Origin of the sequence: Bariatricus sp. HCP28S3_A4 (assembly GCF_052066395.1) — a bacterium.
In the GTDB taxonomy this organism is placed as follows: Bacteria; Bacillota; Clostridia; order Lachnospirales; family Lachnospiraceae; genus Allocoprococcus.
Window position 1 is genome coordinate 1 of record NZ_JBQHSE010000004.1, and the last position, 14,910, is coordinate 14,910.

The following is a 14,910-nucleotide window of genomic DNA, read 5'->3' on the forward strand; positions in this document are numbered from 1 at the left end:
GAAAAAGAGCCTGATTCGCCTCGCACTAGAGGAGAGAATGTCTAGTGAAACATATAATCTGTATCGCAGGATACGAAACGGAGTAGAAACGATTCCCTCAATTCTTCGAAGAAACTATCATCTGGAAAAGCTTCCACGTGGAAAACAAAGAGGAAGGTTCTTCTTCGGAAGTAAAATCGCAGCGTTGAATTTTAGAAAACTCTTTCACTATGTGAAAGGGTCTTCGAACTATGCAGAAAATCCTCTATTGGCATAAGAATATGGGAAGGGTATAGTTACAATCGACACCAAATATACCGAAAACTACGGTAGAAACTTATAAATAGCAACAAAAAGCAAAAAAGGGACGTTCGATGCCAGGGCTTTTGACCCCAGCATCGTGGCAAAAGAAACGTCCCTACAGAAATATATTAAACAAATATCCGACAATAATAATGCCGCCCGTACAAATTCCAACAAATAATCCTAATAATTTCGGTTTTATCGCTTTTTTAAGCATAATAATTGAGGGCAGACTCAGTGTCGTAACCGCCATCATAAAACTGAGAATTGTCCCAAGCTGAGCTCCTTTTGCCAGTAATGCCTCCGCAACCGGGATGGTTCCAAAGATGTCCGCATACATTGGAACTCCAACTATAACAGCCAGAATGACTGCAAATGGATTGTTATTACCAAGAACAGTCTGAATGATATGTTCCGGTATCCAGTTATGGATTATTGCACCGACTCCAACACCTATAAGAATGTACGGAAATACTTTTCGGAACGTGCCTGTCATCTGGTCTTTTGCATAAATCAAACGATCCGTAATTGTTAAATCAGGCAATTCAATATCTACTCCACTTGCACTCCGAATAAATTCTTCCACATATTTCTCCATGTGCATTTTTTCAATTAATGTACCGCCAAGAACAGCAATAATCAATCCCACAACCACATAGGCAACCGCAACTTTTGCTCCAAAAATACTCATAAGAAGTACGAGGCTTCCCAGATCGACCATCGGTGAGGAGATTAAAAATGAAAAAGTAACTCCCAAAGGAAGTCCTGCACTTGTAAAACCAATAAATAACGGAATTGAAGAACAGGAACAAAATGGTGTAACTGTTCCGAGAAGAGCCGCAATCATATTTGCCCATATTCCATGAAACTGCCCGAGAATTTTCCTGCTTCGTTCCGGTGGAAAATAACTTTGGATATAAGAAATTATAAATATCAAAAAACATAATAATACAGTAATCTTAATGATATCATAGATGAAAAACAGTATGCTGCCACCTATCCTTGTTGAAACATCCACTCCTATCGCAGATAAACCATTCCGAATTACCACATTCAGCCATTTCATTCCTAAGATCTGATTCTGAATAAACAGACCTATCGATTTTAAAACTTCCATCTTTTTTCTCCTCACATTCACGCATTCGAATTTTTCTATTTATTATGTATTTTTTAACCGGCATAAAGCCGGTTATAATCTATTTATTACAATCACAATCTACAATTTTCTGAAATTCATCCGGCACCATTAATTTGCCTATCACTTTATAAATTTCATTCATTTTTTCCAGATTCAAAGAATAATGCATCCACTTTCCTTCTTTTCGGGAATTTACAACACCAGCATCACATAGCTGTTTCATATCATGTGATAAAGTCGGCTGTGTAATGTGAAATTCTTCCTGTATTTTACACGCACATAATTCTCCATTCGATAACATATCAATAATCTTAAGTCTCTTTGGATCAGAAAAAACTTTAAATATTTTTGAATACTGTATATAATCTATCTCCATAATGTTTTCCCTTTCGCCAACACATTGAACATCTTCTATGTATTATTAATAATATTACTTATATAACCATTTGTCAATACAAATATAGAATATCTTCAATTTGATATTGACTCATTATTAATCAAGGCATATAATAACATATAGAAGAAATTCTATAAATATACAAGAGGTAATACAATTTGGAACAGAGCTATAAAGATTTGGGTAAGATTTTAAAAGCCATTTCAGATCCTAAACGTCTAAAAATTGTTGATATGCTGTCATGTGGTGAATTGTGTGCATGCCGAATTCTGGAAGCATTCCATATCACCCAGCCCACCTTATCTCATGATATGAGAGTTTTAATCGAAGCAAATGTCGTAATTGATCGCAGAGATGGAAAAAATACTTACTACTCGCTGAACAAAGAACAGTTGGATTCATTTTATCAGAGTCTTGGACGTGTTTTTTCTGATAAACCTGACTGTATATGCCATCAGAGCAGTCATTGTAATTGCAATTGTGATTGCAATTGAGACCGATGCTATTTTTAATGCAATAATCAGCATCGGTTTTCATATAAACAACAAATAGAATAATTTCTATAATTCAATCAAAGGAGGAACACATATATGACTCATAAGCCCAAAGTTGCTTTTGTATGCGTTCATAAAAAGTCCTTGCACTGAAAAATCAATTGCTGGATGAGGAGGTATAAAATCATAATAAAAGAAGAAAAAAATACAGGTATTAATTTTTTCCAACGCTACCTGACAGTGTGGGTGTTCCTTTGTATGATCGTAGGTGTCCTTCTAGGACATTTTGCCCCTGCACTTCCTGCATTTTCAAACAAATTTGAATATGCAAGAATTTCTATTCCAATGGCTGTGCTAATCTGGGTTATGATCTATCCCATGATGCTGAAAGTAGATTTTCGGAGTATACAAAACGTCGGTAAAAACCCAAAAGGTCTGTTTGTCACATGGATTATCAACTGGCTGATCAAACCATTTACAATGTATGGATTTGCATTTTTATTTTATCCGATTCACGTTATTATCATGTAGAACATGTCACAACCAGAGCACGAATGGATTCCTTACTTATGGCCCGTATTGACCAGATTCTGGAAGAACGAAACGGGCGGATTACGAATCATGAGCTTGCACAGATTCTTAATTATGATGGCTCATACATCGGAAGAATAGTGAAAAAAGCAACAGGAAAAAGCCTTTTTAAATACAGTATGACCTTTACCATGGCTGCCGCTGAAACCGTGTTATGCAGTACCCAAATGAGTATCTCACAAATTACAGAGAAACTGAATTTCTCCAACCGGGCACTTTTATATAAGGTTTTCGACCAGTATTATCATATGACTCCCAAACAGTATCAGGAAAAACTACGAAACAAAACCCTTGACATCTAAAAAGCCATATACGGACTTTTATTCCTGTACATGGCTTTTCAATCTTTCATCACTTTTATTTTTCACATAAATCTATCATGGTGATTTTTACATTATATGTTTTCTTTTCTCCAGGACTCAGGAATTTCAACATTCCGGCTTTTCTCATTACATCGCGACCGTCCGGGTAACAGTTGCCGCATTCCAGACCAAGCACATAATCTCTGACTCCCATCATCTTCCATTCCACAAACCCGTCCAGTTCCGTTGCGTCAAAAGAAATACTCAGTCCTATTCCCAGTTTCGGCTGAAAGATAGAAGCTCTTCCTGCCTCATCTGCAAACTTATGATAATAACAGCGTTCCTGATATCCGACTGTCGGTTTCTCCATATGCATCCAATTTTCTATGTCCTCTGCGGCATGATCATCCCTTGGCAGTACCTCTGCCGCTGGTATTTTCACAATGCTGTCTTCGTCCAGCAATGGATATCCCATATTCATGTGATACAGAATCTCAACAGGCTCTATTTTATCTCCTGTATTGCAGATCGTATCACAGATCTCGAAGGAATTTTCCCTAGTAGAAACCTGAATTTTACGTTCCATCCGGAGTTTTCTGCCAAAAATGGTCTCATCTTTTACTGCGGTATGAATAACAAGACCGGCTTCGTCTTCGGTCCAGTAGGCCTGCTCACAGGGCTGATTACCGATAGAACCATGGAGTGGAAGTTCTTCTCCTTCATCCATGCATGGAGAGCCCACTGCCTGTAGTCCGCAAGTGGTAAGAAAGCCAGCCGTAAAGGTCTTCAGCCAGTTTACTCCGATACTGTCATAATAAGCCGGTGCTGCATATCCGCAAGGAGACAGGTAGCTCATATTGATTCCCTTAAAACGCAATCTGGTAATATCACCGCATCTGTCAGGCGAAATAGTGAGCATAAGCCCCTTTCCATTATTCACTTCAAAGAGACGCATACCGTCACCTTTTCCCCCTATAAGACGATGTTCTTCTACTCCATACAACTGTGTGTCATGTCCTATATATGGATTCATTTTCTCTTCACCTTTCCCGGACAGACTGTACCACTACATGAGTGGTCTGACTGCCTGATATACATTTTGATATTTTTCATAGATTCTCATATACTTTTCATGCATTGCCGGTCTTGGTTCATAAGTTTTAATTTCTTCCACCATATGAAACGCGGCATCCTGCAAATCGTGAAAAAGTCCTATCGCAATTCCAGTAAGCATAGCACTTCCTACCGTTCCTGCATCTACAGTTTTCAATGCAACCATAGGCACATTCAGCATATCTGCCTTCATCTGCATCCATTCTTCAGAATGGGCTCCACCGCCGGTGGCGTGGATTTTTTCAAACCGGATTCCTGAACCCTGAAGTGCTTGCATATTCAGATACATTTCATAGACAACGCCTTCCATACAACCGCGGTAAATATCAGCTGTCGTCGTTGCCGTTGTAAGCCCCAAAACAGCCCCTTTAGAACCGGTATCCATATAAGGGGTTGCAGCGCCTGCAAAATGAGGCAGCACCAGAAGCCCGCTTGGAATCGCTTCTTTCTGAGACGCATAAGCCTGTTCCAGATACTCATTGACAGAAATCCCCTGTTCTTTCGCCAACTGCATTTCTTTTTTTGCCAGTGTCTCCGTACACCACTGCATCAGGGCTCCCCCAGTGTAGGAAAATGCATATGCTACATATTTTCCCGGTATCACGTAAGGCACTACAGAAAAATATCCTTGATACATCACGTCGATGTCTGGTATCTGATCATACACCGGAGTAAGGCATTCTACTGTTCCGGCCCCATCCACGGCTACAGAGCCATCAAAAGCACCTGCTCCTACAGCTGCTGATACCTGATCGTGACTCACAGAAACTACTTTTGTATCCCCGCAAAGTCCCGTCTTTTGTACTGCTGCCAGACTGATCGTCCCGGCAACAGTTCCGGTCGATACCGGCTTTGCCATCAGCCCCATATCAATTCCTGCCGCCTCAAATATTTCTCGACTCCAGCAGAGGTTTCGGATATCAAATGCCATCGTTCTGGTGGCAAGGGAATAATCAATCTGTGCATTTCCCGTCAGATGATAGACCACATAATCTTCCATCAAAAAAATCTTACGGGCAGAAGAATATACCTCCGGCTGATTCTTCTTGATCCACATAATTTTGGAAATGCTGTACATTTCATGCGGACGGAGACCGGTAATATTCGCAATCTCCCGCTCTCCAAGCTTTTCAGCCAGCTCCCGGCACTCTTCCTTTCCCCTCGGGTCCGTATAAAGCATGGCCGGGTGAAGCGGTTCTCCCGTCTCATCCACACAGACAAAAGTCTCTCCAAAACTGGTAACACCGATCCCCGCAATATCCGGGTATTTTTCCGCCATCTCCCGAATGGAAGCATAGACCCCGTCCATCACAGCAGAAATGTCAATTTCATGCCCTCCAACCGTCCGCTTTACCGGATAGTCCCGATATGCCTTGTCCAGATATTTCCCATTCTCATCAAAGACCGTACATTTGCAGCCTGTCGTGCCGATATCCAATCCTGCAATTTTCATGCCACATTCCTCCTAATCGATATCTACCCATTCATATCCAAGATAGGTGGTAAATGCCTCTTTTAAGATTTCTTTCATGTGACCAACACCTACCGAAGTGTGATGTTTGAAACCTCCCCTTGCAAGTTTAATCAGCTTATTCTGCAAATCCGGAATTTCACAAACACCGCCGCAGCCGAAGAATGCATCTTCAATCGGATCATCTGTAAACTGCGCCTCACTTGCATACACAATAATTTTACCGTCCTTGGTCTGGCAGTTAGAGATAGTAGTTGGGAATGCCTTAATTCTTCCTTCGTTACATCCCCATCCGGAACCCGGATCACTTTTTGCAAACATCTTATGCTCAGTAACTGTTCCTTTTTCCGTCATTAAGCTTTGGGCAACTGGTCCGCAGTGGAATAAGATCACCTTATTCTCATCATCACCATAGTTATTATTCCAATCCAGTACAGCGGTCGGCTCTTCGCTTGCAAGATTCATGGCACGCATGGTCAGCGCGGAACACATATCAATCTCACAGGAAGCAACAATACCTCTGTCATTTAATTCACTTAACAGGACACACGGACATACCCTCATATAGGTCTCCATCTCATTCCAGCAGCGCAAAGTCAGGGCATCCAGATGGTATTCATCAATATATTCATCAATTACAACAGATATTTTTGCAAGCATTAGTTTATTGGCTTCCGGCACTCTTGTAAAATCTGTGTAATTCTCCAGAACTTTGATTTTTTCCGCAACTGCCGCATCGTCGTCTGCCTTATGCTCTACCTTATAGATCAACTCGGAGAGATCAAAGGATTCCACATTGATTCCGTATTTCTGTAACGTGATTTCATCGAAACGAACGGTCTTAAACGCAGTCGTTCTTGCTCCGATGCATCCCACATTGAATCGTTTCATTCCATTTACCACACGACAGATTGCCGAGAAGTCTCTTAAATTCTGTGCAAATGCTTTCGATAACGGATGTACGACATGCGGCTTCATAACAGTAAAAGGTACGTTATACTGGGTAAATACATCTGTAACAGAGAATTTTCCGCAGTATGCATCTCTTCTGTGAGCAAAATCCATCTTACCAATTTCATCCGGATAAGCCTGCATCAGAATCGGAACCCCCGCATCCTGCAGTGCCGTGATTGCCCCGTTCTCATCTGCAAAAATCGGCATAGAAAAGATTACTCCATCATATTCTCCCTCATGTTCCTTTAACCATTTTGCATAGAGAAGTCCTTCATCTCTCGTTTCGATCCCGCCATACCTGGTCAGTTCCGCATCCATGGCAATGTAGTCATACCCCGCATCCGTGACAGCCTTAATCATATCTTCTCTTGCTCCGTAAATCAGTTCTCCCGGCATAAATCCACGGTTACAAAATGCTAGTGCAAATGTCATCTTTTTTCTCATTTTCGCTTCTCCTTTTTCTTAATCCATTAATGCAAACATTTTCATTGCTGCTTTTACATTTTCTTTCATTGCATCCCTTGCCGCCATGGACGCAGACGAGAAAAACAATGGTTCTCCTTCTTTTACGCTGTTTACATATTCCGCTACCGCATTACCACCGGACTTGTCCATATAAGTAAAATAGTTTACTTTCCTTGTCCCGGCTTCGATGGCTTTTCGATAATCCTCTCTGCTCACTCCGGATCCTCCATGCATTACAATCGGAATCTGTTCTGTCAGCGCACGTACATTTTTTACTACATCAAAATCCAGTTTCGGCTGTGTTAAGTAAATGCCGTGTGTTGTACCAAAAGAGCAGGCAAGCGCATCAATTCCTGTCTCTTCAACGAATACTTTCGCCTGATGCGGGTCTGTATAGATCTTGGTGTCATCGTTCTCACCACTGTCATCCCCAGCACCAGACTCTCTTCTTCCCATAGAGCCAAGCTCTGCCTCTACCGAAGCCCCTGTCTTAGTTGCCATGGCAACTGCTCTTTTTGTATTCTCCAGATTTTCTTCATAGGAAAGTGTGGATCCATCATACATAATTGATGTAAATCCCATATCAAGTGCCTGTTGCAAATATTCCAGGGTCTCACCATGATCCAGATGAACACATACCGGAACTTTGGATTTTTTCGCTGCATTAACCATAATTGGTCCAATCATAGCAAGTGGAATCCACGGTTCGTGACACTGTGCAAACTGAATGATAACCGGTAAATCCAGTTCCTCCGCCGCTTCAATTACTGCTTGAAGCGCTTCGAGGTTTGGCGTATTAAAGGATCCAACAGCTATCTTTTTTTCCTCTGCAATCTTCATTACGTCGTTTAATGTTGCTAACATATTCGTTATCCTCCTTATCTTCTTAGTACTATAAATACTATCCTCTTTTTTTCTGTTTTTATATAGAAGTATGTTCTTTTTACTTTGAATTTGTTCGCAGATATGCTAGAATCAAAAAAAGAATGGAGATTCAGTATGATATCAACTTTTGACATTACAAAGCTGAATGCTTTGTTAAAAGATTTTTATAACCTTACACAGATTCGTATCACAATATTTGACGAGAATTTTCATGAACTCGCTGCATATCCTGAAAATATTGCGCCTTTTTGCCAGATAATTCGCACGGATGAAGCTGGCAGAAATGAATGCCAGCATTGTGATGAAAATGCATGCAAAATTGCTGCTAAACGTCATTCATTATATACCTATCAGTGTCATGCAGGGTTAACAGAAAGCATCCGTCCGCTTTACATGGGAAATATCATCATCGGATATCTTCTTTTTGGTCATGTATTTGCATATGAGTCACACGAAATCGGTTGGAAAGAAATAAAGAAAAGATGTCAGATTTACAAAATCAATATGTCAGATTTACAAAAAGCCTGTTTCATGCAGCCACTCAAAACAGAGAGTTATATTACCTCCGCTTCTCATATTCTGGAAGCGGTTGCAGCATATTTGTGTCTGGAACGAATGGCCTCTCTTCGCAGTCAGAAGCTCCCTGTTCGAATTGATGAATATATTCAATCTCACTTTACAGAGGATATCGATGCCATGCAGATTGCACATGAATTTGGAATTGGAAAAACTCAGCTATATGAAATAGCAAGTCAGAATTACGGAACCGGGATTGCTGAGCATATTCGTAATCTTCGAATCCAAAAAGCAAAAAAAATGTTAATGGAATCCGAATTGCCTTTGGCAGAAATATCAGCACAATGTGGTTTTAAAGACTATAATTATTTTATTACCGTTTTTAAAAAGACAGTGGGTATTTCTCCCAAAAAATACAAAAATCTAACAACAAGTGAATAAACTAAGACTTTATGCATTTAACATATATTATCATACCCGCCATCATTACAAACATCACACTCAGAAATGGTACAGAACAACAGATACCCATATTTTGTGCCAGCACACCGAAAAATGCCGGTGTCAACATTATACTAAGATAGGAAGATGCCATTTGTATTCCAATCACTGACTGTGAGACCTCCGCACCAAATAATTTAGGAGTTAGATATGTCATATTTGGAAAGATCGGTCCCAGACTGACACCTATAATCTGCCAGCTTGAATATTTTTTCTTCATCTGTTTGGGCTGTCTGGACTTTCTTCCACAACGGTAAAGTAATAATTGTAATAACTGCAATAGTCATTTGAATGAAAAAGACCGTACGATATCCCTTTCTCCAGTTCATATTCTCTGATAAAGCAAGTGACATCAGATATGGACTGAGAGAAACACCAATTCCATAAAAACAATGCAGAAAACTCATCTGCATCGCATAATAGTGTAGTGCAACATAATTGTTTAATGCTGTATCAATGGAACCTGCTCCTATTTCCAACGGAATAGCACAAGACATAGCCACAAAAGATTATGCGAACATGAGAAACCAAATAAAGCAACCGCTGTTAAGCTTGTACTGATTGCTGTAATCTTTTCGGTTCCCAGCCTTGCTACTAACCTGACACTCAATAAACTGGAAATGACAGTTCCTCCTGAAATCAGCATAGATACTATGCTGACATAAGAAACCGGTAGATCAAGTTCTTCATAAATTGCCGGCCATGCCACTGGATCAACAAAAACAGAAATGACAGATTGCATTTGCCCGAATATTTTATTCTCCGGCACCCTGATTGCACCAATAACCAGCGATATTTACAACAAATATCTGTTGTCAGTTTTATATCATTCTGACCTTCCATATATTATTTTCACTCCGGATATTGAATGGCATCAGCATCTTTTAACAACACTGTTTCATATATATACGCTTTTATCAAAATATGGGACGGAGGGATATTATCGGAAAAACCCAGACGATTTTTTACCCAAAGATAAGGTATTCTCAGATTGTTTTGAATTAGATGTATTACAGGATATATATCCCGGAATCAATTCCTTACATAAAAAGAAGGAGGCATCTTCGCCTTCAGCCAATCCATGATAGCGAATACCATATTTACTGGCATAAGTACAGCCACTCTTTCCATAAAAATCAATGTTTCCTTCAAAACAAACCGCGCCACAGCCAAGTCCTTTCGCTTTCTCAAAGGAGTAGTCTAACAAAATTTTTCCATATCCTTTTCTTTTCAGTTCAGGCGCAATACAGATTGGCCCCATCGCCATGATAGGAATCGTTCTGCCGTCATCTGCTTTGATATTTGCTCTCATAAACATGTTCTGCCCAATCAGCTTACCATCCTGTTCCGCATCGGCATGCTCCACCGGAGCATTTTCCTGTGTACTGAGGTACATAACAAAATCAAGTTCCTGAACAAACGCCGGATCGTTCCGGAGCTGATTCAGCACATAATGCTCATAACATCCCGGACGATATGCATTCCAGAAACTTTCTCTTACTAAGTTTTCTACTTCCCGATATTCTTCTTTTCTCTCTAAACGTATTAAAATATTGCTGGTGCTCATTTTTTCTTTATCCTTTTCGATTCTTTTTATTGATTTTTGCAATGTTTTTAAATTTTTGTTTTTTCTCAGCCAGATAACCTTGTGTATCTTCTGCATACCGATTCTCATTCATCAGCTTCTGCCAGGAGCGGAGCCGTTCAATCGGTAGTTCACCATGCTCTACTGCCTCCTGTACTGCACATCCCGGTTCGCTGCCTGAATGAGTACAATCACGGAAACGGCATTTAAGCGCCAATTTCTCGATATCTGAAAAAGTCTGATCGATTCCGTCTCCGGCATCCCACATTCCCAGTTCACGCATCCCCGGTGTATCAATCACCATACCGCCGGATGGCAGAAGAATCAGTTCACGATGGGTTGTCGTGTGCCGTCCTTTCTCATCATTCCTCAGTCCGTTTGTATCCAAATGCTTTTCACCCAGCAGGCAATTGATTAAAGTAGACTTTCCGACACCGGACGAACCGATCAATGCGATTGTCTTTTCTTCAGTAAGATACGGATAAATCTGCTCATAACCGTTTTGATCGATCGTGTTCGTCACTAAAACATCCACACTCGCTGCTGCAGAAGATACTTCGAACAGTTTTTGTTCCAGATCCTTGCACAGGTCTGATTTTGTCAACACAACAACCGGCATTGCTCCACTGTTCCATGCAATCGATACATAACGCTCCAGGCGCCGCAGATTAAAATCATTATTCAGAGACATACACAAGAATACAGTATCGATATTGGCAGCAACAATCTGCTCCTCATTTTTTTCACCGGCAGCTTTTCGGATAAAGCAACTTTTTCTTGGAAGAACATGGTGGATTACTGCATTTCCGCCGCTTTTGTTCCAGTCAGCCATAACGAAATCGCCCACCGCCGGATATTCTGATTTTGCCTGGACATCATAATGGAATCTGCCCGATATTTCTCCCCATTTTTCTCCCTGTGAAGATACCAGCCGATAGATTCCCTTTTCCTGTGAAATAACCCGCGAAACAATCAAATCTTCAAAACATTCCGCTGTTTTTTCAATCGTTTCAGACAGGCCGTATTGCTTCATATCTATCTCGTTTCTCATTGTATTCTCTCTCCCGGGTCTCTCCCATGACTCTGCATAAAATGTTCTGCATGATTACGGAGTATTGTGGCATAATCCTCATTTCCCCGTGTCCGATCGGACATACTGATAAGAAGAAAAAGCGGCGCATAATATTCTACCGCAAGCTGCCTGGGATTTTCCTCTTTCAATACTCCTTCCCGGATCAGCCCTCGAAATAAGTCTTCTATGTAGTCGACCGGTCCTGCTACGATACACTGACTGTAAAGTTCTGCCATTTCTTCATTGCGGTATTGCTCCAGTGTCAGCATCTTGCGAAAATCGCATGCGAAATCATCTTCCGTCCAGAAGAAAAACTGAGCAATGGTAAATTCAATCACATTTTCCACGGACTGATTCTCATATGCTTTCGGCTGGATTTCATATTTCTCTTGCGGTACTTCATATTTCCGCGCCCGTTCAGCATCAATTTGATACATCCTCTCAACGATACTGTCAAAAATATCACGTTTGTTTTTATAATGCTTATAGAGAGCTCCCTTCGTCATTCCCAATTCTCCTGCAATTGCGCTTACCGGTACAGCCTCATAACCATCCCTCGCAAACAGGTGAAGAGCAGTCATCAATATTCGTTCCCTTGTATCAGACATTTTTATTTTCTCCATTCAAAATGGTTCACTGAATCATTTTCTTATTCATGGCGATTAAGAAAACGGTCGTTTACCACAATTATAGTGAACGACCGTTTACTTGTCAAGATATTTCTCGATATACGTTGGCCAGAATACCAGCTCCATCATAAAAGTGCTTACATTTGAACTATTTTTCTGACAGTATTCGCTGTTCTTATCGTTAGCTTAGTTCCTATACCTGCACTTGCTGTCTTAGACCACCAATTCGTTTTTTGATAATCTTTACGACTAAAAGACCAGAATATAACTTCTTTATAACCTTCTATCTTTTCTAACCCTTTTTTAGGCTCTCCAATCTCACTGTATACATCAGAAGATTTAGCCGGAGGTATAATGAAAATCAGATTATCATAGATTTCTTTGTTGTCATTATCCCACCAGTCAGGTGCACTTTGTAAAATATCTTCAAGCATTTCTTTTGATATGACAAGAACAGCAATATCTAAATCAAACTGATTATGAATCATCATTTGAATTTGTGCTGTCATTTTCTCTGTATTATCTTCATTACTGGAAAAAATCACATTACCACTGTTCAAATATGTCTTAACTTCTTCAAATGCAAGTTTTTCAAAGCATTTCTTTAACTCAGACATTGGTACTTTATTTTTTCCACTTATATTGATGCCTCTTAGCAGGGCAACATACCTTTTCATAGTCTTACCTCCCCATTAACTTCTTCCCTCTTCGTTATCAACATAGATATCATCTCTATTTTTTTGTAGAAAGGACTTTCTGTCCGCAAGATATTCTTTCCGTAAAAGATGAATTGCAAGTTCCTCTGCCGACGCAGCAAATGCCAACATACATACTGCCCAACAATACCCTACACCTGACGAAACCAAAAGAATATAAGGCAACAGAAATACCGACGCACCGGTCAACTTATTCATCCATGTATGAATTGACGCAAAGCGATGATATTTGACTGCTGCTGTGATGTATGCTGCAAGACGTACAAGTATGATTGCCAATACTACATACCAGATTTCTCCCGGAAGTGTCCGGTACAAAATCGGGAAAAGACGAATCAGCAAAACACTGTAAAAGAACAAGTCAGAAATGCTGTCCAGTCTGGCACCGAATTCACTTGCCTTTCCTGATTTTCTTGCAATCCACCCATCTAATACATCCGTAATACCCGCAAATGTATAAATCACAACAAACAAAGTAGATGTAAGCGGAAGAAAAAACAGAAAAACAGTAGCTGCCATCCGCATGGTGGTAATTGTATCCGCCACATTCCATTTATGAGAGATTTTTAATTTATGGTACATAATCAAATTTCCTTTTACTAATGATTGAACCGGATTATCAGTAACCTGCCGCTTAGGATATTATTCCCCTGGACTTTACTTATATTATACCAAATAATCTTTATTCTCAATAGACTATTATTATATGTAAATGTGTCAATTTTCGGGATTGCAGATAGTTATCTTTTCTCAAAGAAAAAGCTCCGAAAACCTTATAACCACTAGAATCAAGTGTTTATAAAGCTTTCAGAGCCCTTAAAAAATCTGATTTAATTAGCCGTTGATCTGAGCTGCAACTTCTGCTGCGAAGTCTTCATTCTTCTTCTCAAGACCTTCTCCAGTCTCGAAACGAACGAACTTCTGAAGCTTGATTGTAGTTCCGTTAGCTTTTCCAACTTCTTCAAGGTATTTAGCAACAGACTGTTTTCCGTCTTCTGCTTTTACATATACCTGGTCTAACAGACAGATTTCTTTCATTTCTTTGTTGATACGTCCGTTGATCATTCCCTGAATAACCTTTTCCGGTTTCTGAGATTCTTTCGGATCGTTCATGATCTGAGCAAGAAGAATTTCTTTCTCATGTGCAAGATATTCAGCATCAACTTCTGCCTGGCTGACAAATTTTGCATTTAATGCTGCAACCTGCATTGCAACGTTCTTGAGTGCTTCTTTTACTGCATCGTTAACTACTGCTGTTTCAGCTACAACTAAAACACCGATTCTTCCGCCGCCGTGGATGTAGGATACAACTGCACCATTGTCGATAGATACTTTTTCAAATCTTCTGATGCTGAGTTTTTCTCCGATGATAGCGATCTTCTCTGTTAATGCATCATTTACAGTCTTGCTTGTGTCTTCATTCCAAGCTTCTGCCATGAATGCTTCCATCTCAGTGTTCTCGGTTGCTAATGCCTGGTTAACTACTGCTTTAACGAATGCCTGGAAATCAGCATTCTTAGCAACGAAGTCTGTCTCAGAGTTTACTTCAACGATTGCTGCTGTGTTATCACCCTGAACATCTGCCATTACGATACCTTCTGCTGCGATACGTCCGGCTTTCTTAACAGCTTTTGCTTCACCATTTTTTCTAAGGAATTCGATTGCTGCATCCATATCTCCGTTTGTTTCGCTCAGAGCTTTCTTGCAGTCCATCATTCCGGCGCCTGTCATTTCTCTTAATTCTTTTACCATGCTTGCTGTAATTGCCATGATTTTTTCCTCCAACTGATATATTCGTG

At 40.2% G+C, this 14,910-nt stretch carries 18 protein-coding genes and 1 pseudogene; 5 read left to right on the forward strand and 14 right to left on the reverse strand.

Going from position 1 to position 14,910, the window contains the following annotated elements:
- Positions 1 to 256 (forward strand): annotated as a pseudogene (locus ACTNBF_RS02910) (hypothetical protein); the annotation flags it as partial.
- Between the two features lie 141 nt (positions 257 to 397).
- Here ACTNBF_RS02910 and ACTNBF_RS02915 read toward each other — a convergent pair.
- Complete coding sequence (locus ACTNBF_RS02915; protein ID WP_427806337.1) at positions 398 to 1,399, reverse strand: permease; 1,002 nt, start codon at positions 1,397 to 1,399, stop codon at positions 398 to 400.
- A gap of 79 nt (positions 1,400 to 1,478) precedes the next feature.
- The gene (locus ACTNBF_RS02920) at positions 1,479 to 1,796 is read right to left on the reverse strand and encodes an ArsR/SmtB family transcription factor (RefSeq protein ID WP_427806338.1); all 318 of its coding nucleotides are present in this window, start codon (positions 1,794 to 1,796) and stop codon (positions 1,479 to 1,481) included.
- Positions 1,797 to 1,975: 179 nt separating this feature from the next.
- Between ACTNBF_RS02920 and ACTNBF_RS02925 the strand changes: the two genes are divergently transcribed.
- The 3 genes from ACTNBF_RS02925 to ACTNBF_RS02935 all read left to right on the forward strand — a co-directional run bounded on the left by ACTNBF_RS02925 (position 1,976) and on the right by ACTNBF_RS02935 (position 3,204).
- Positions 1,976 to 2,311, forward strand: a complete 336-nt coding sequence (locus ACTNBF_RS02925) for an ArsR/SmtB family transcription factor (protein WP_427819252.1) — start codon at positions 1,976 to 1,978, stop codon at positions 2,309 to 2,311.
- 168 nt (positions 2,312 to 2,479) lie between these two features.
- Positions 2,480 to 2,842, forward strand: a complete 363-nt coding sequence (locus tag ACTNBF_RS02930) for an arsenic resistance protein (RefSeq protein ID WP_441088717.1) — start codon at positions 2,480 to 2,482, stop codon at positions 2,840 to 2,842.
- A 23-nt stretch (positions 2,843 to 2,865) separates the two neighbouring features.
- Entirely contained in the window at positions 2,866 to 3,204 is a 339-nt protein-coding gene (locus ACTNBF_RS02935; RefSeq protein ID WP_441088718.1) for a helix-turn-helix domain-containing protein, read from the forward strand.
- A gap of 55 nt (positions 3,205 to 3,259) precedes the next feature.
- On the opposite strand, the gene ACTNBF_RS02940 is transcribed toward ACTNBF_RS02935, so the two are convergent.
- The 4 genes from ACTNBF_RS02940 to ACTNBF_RS02955 are packed head-to-tail and all read right to left on the reverse strand — an operon-like array spanning position 3,260 to position 8,071.
- Positions 3,260 to 4,237, reverse strand: coding sequence for an aldose 1-epimerase family protein (locus tag ACTNBF_RS02940; RefSeq protein WP_427819246.1), 978 nt, complete (start codon positions 4,235 to 4,237; stop codon positions 3,260 to 3,262).
- Between the two features lie 33 nt (positions 4,238 to 4,270).
- Positions 4,271 to 5,770 carry an FGGY-family carbohydrate kinase gene (locus ACTNBF_RS02945; RefSeq protein WP_441024528.1) on the reverse strand — a complete coding sequence of 500 codons (1,500 nt, stop codon included), beginning with the start codon at positions 5,768 to 5,770 and terminating at the stop codon, positions 4,271 to 4,273.
- Between the two features lie 12 nt (positions 5,771 to 5,782).
- Positions 5,783 to 7,186, reverse strand: a complete 1,404-nt coding sequence (locus ACTNBF_RS02950) for an L-fucose/L-arabinose isomerase family protein (RefSeq protein ID WP_441088719.1) — start codon at positions 7,184 to 7,186, stop codon at positions 5,783 to 5,785.
- Positions 7,187 to 7,204: 18 nt separating this feature from the next.
- Complete coding sequence (locus ACTNBF_RS02955; RefSeq protein WP_394283480.1) at positions 7,205 to 8,071, reverse strand: class II fructose-bisphosphate aldolase; 867 nt, start codon at positions 8,069 to 8,071, stop codon at positions 7,205 to 7,207.
- Between the two features lie 102 nt (positions 8,072 to 8,173).
- On the opposite strand from ACTNBF_RS02955, the gene ACTNBF_RS02960 reads away from it, so the two are divergent.
- Positions 8,174 to 9,049, forward strand: a complete 876-nt coding sequence (locus ACTNBF_RS02960) for a PocR ligand-binding domain-containing protein (protein ID WP_441088720.1) — start codon at positions 8,174 to 8,176, stop codon at positions 9,047 to 9,049.
- Between the two features lie 197 nt (positions 9,050 to 9,246).
- Here ACTNBF_RS02960 and ACTNBF_RS02965 read toward each other — a convergent pair whose 3' ends face one another.
- From ACTNBF_RS02965 to tsf, 8 genes are all read right to left on the reverse strand, one after another.
- A complete protein-coding gene (locus ACTNBF_RS02965; protein ID WP_441088721.1) occupies positions 9,247 to 9,606 on the reverse strand; it encodes an MFS transporter in 360 nt (119 codons plus the stop codon).
- Entirely contained in the window at positions 9,579 to 9,878 is a 300-nt protein-coding gene (locus tag ACTNBF_RS02970) for a hypothetical protein (RefSeq protein WP_441088722.1), read from the reverse strand. Before ACTNBF_RS02970 ends, ACTNBF_RS02965 begins: the two co-directional genes overlap by 28 nt.
- A gap of 171 nt (positions 9,879 to 10,049) precedes the next feature.
- A complete protein-coding gene (locus ACTNBF_RS02975) occupies positions 10,050 to 10,676 on the reverse strand; it encodes a GNAT family N-acetyltransferase (protein ID WP_441088723.1) in 627 nt (208 codons plus the stop codon).
- Positions 10,677 to 10,683: 7 nt separating this feature from the next.
- On the reverse strand, positions 10,684 to 11,745 hold the full coding sequence (gene rsgA, locus ACTNBF_RS02980; protein WP_441024520.1) for a ribosome small subunit-dependent GTPase A: 1,062 nt from the start codon (positions 11,743 to 11,745) through the stop codon (positions 10,684 to 10,686).
- Complete coding sequence (locus ACTNBF_RS02985) at positions 11,742 to 12,374, reverse strand: TetR/AcrR family transcriptional regulator (protein ID WP_427806348.1); 633 nt, start codon at positions 12,372 to 12,374, stop codon at positions 11,742 to 11,744. The genes rsgA and ACTNBF_RS02985 overlap by 4 nt, the downstream gene beginning before the upstream one ends.
- A 158-nt stretch (positions 12,375 to 12,532) precedes the next feature.
- Positions 12,533 to 13,072: a DUF1697 domain-containing protein gene (locus ACTNBF_RS02990; RefSeq protein ID WP_427806349.1), complete on the reverse strand. Its 540-nt coding sequence runs from the start codon at positions 13,070 to 13,072 to the stop codon at positions 12,533 to 12,535.
- A 15-nt stretch (positions 13,073 to 13,087) separates the two neighbouring features.
- Positions 13,088 to 13,693 carry a CDP-alcohol phosphatidyltransferase family protein gene (locus ACTNBF_RS02995; RefSeq protein WP_427806350.1) on the reverse strand — a complete coding sequence of 202 codons (606 nt, stop codon included), beginning with the start codon at positions 13,691 to 13,693 and terminating at the stop codon, positions 13,088 to 13,090.
- Between the two features lie 252 nt (positions 13,694 to 13,945).
- Positions 13,946 to 14,881: a translation elongation factor Ts gene (tsf, locus tag ACTNBF_RS03000; RefSeq protein ID WP_427806351.1), complete on the reverse strand. Its 936-nt coding sequence runs from the start codon at positions 14,879 to 14,881 to the stop codon at positions 13,946 to 13,948.
- Between the last annotated feature and the right edge of the window lie 29 nt (positions 14,882 to 14,910).

Coding starts and splice junctions, on each gene's coding strand:
- ACTNBF_RS02915 (WP_427806337.1), bottom strand. CDS start 1,399: ATGGAAGTTTTAAAATCGATAGGTCTGTTTATTCAGAATCAGATCTTA.
- ACTNBF_RS02920 (WP_427806338.1), bottom strand. CDS start 1,796: ATGGAGATAGATTATATACAGTATTCAAAAATATTTAAAGTTTTTTCT.
- ACTNBF_RS02930 (WP_441088717.1), top strand. CDS start 2,480: ATGAGGAGGTATAAAATCATAATAAAAGAAGAAAAAAATACAGGTATT.
- ACTNBF_RS02935 (WP_441088718.1), top strand. CDS start 2,866: ATGGATTCCTTACTTATGGCCCGTATTGACCAGATTCTGGAAGAACGA.
- ACTNBF_RS02940 (WP_427819246.1), bottom strand. CDS start 4,237: ATGAATCCATATATAGGACATGACACACAGTTGTATGGAGTAGAAGAA.
- ACTNBF_RS02945 (WP_441024528.1), bottom strand. CDS start 5,770: ATGAAAATTGCAGGATTGGATATCGGCACGACAGGCTGCAAATGTACG.
- ACTNBF_RS02950 (WP_441088719.1), bottom strand. CDS start 7,186: ATGAGAAAAAAGATGACATTTGCACTAGCATTTTGTAACCGTGGATTT.
- ACTNBF_RS02955 (WP_394283480.1), bottom strand. CDS start 8,071: ATGTTAGCAACATTAAACGACGTAATGAAGATTGCAGAGGAAAAAAAG.
- ACTNBF_RS02960 (WP_441088720.1), top strand. CDS start 8,174: ATGCTAGAATCAAAAAAAGAATGGAGATTCAGTATGATATCAACTTTT.
- ACTNBF_RS02965 (WP_441088721.1), bottom strand. CDS start 9,606: ATGTCTTGTGCTATTCCGTTGGAAATAGGAGCAGGTTCCATTGATACA.
- ACTNBF_RS02975 (WP_441088723.1), bottom strand. CDS start 10,676: ATGAGCACCAGCAATATTTTAATACGTTTAGAGAGAAAAGAAGAATAT.
- rsgA (WP_441024520.1), bottom strand. CDS start 11,745: ATGAGAAACGAGATAGATATGAAGCAATACGGCCTGTCTGAAACGATT.
- ACTNBF_RS02985 (WP_427806348.1), bottom strand. CDS start 12,374: ATGTCTGATACAAGGGAACGAATATTGATGACTGCTCTTCACCTGTTT.
- ACTNBF_RS02990 (WP_427806349.1), bottom strand. CDS start 13,072: ATGAAAAGGTATGTTGCCCTGCTAAGAGGCATCAATATAAGTGGAAAA.
- ACTNBF_RS02995 (WP_427806350.1), bottom strand. CDS start 13,693: ATGTACCATAAATTAAAAATCTCTCATAAATGGAATGTGGCGGATACA.
- tsf (WP_427806351.1), bottom strand. CDS start 14,881: ATGGCAATTACAGCAAGCATGGTAAAAGAATTAAGAGAAATGACAGGC.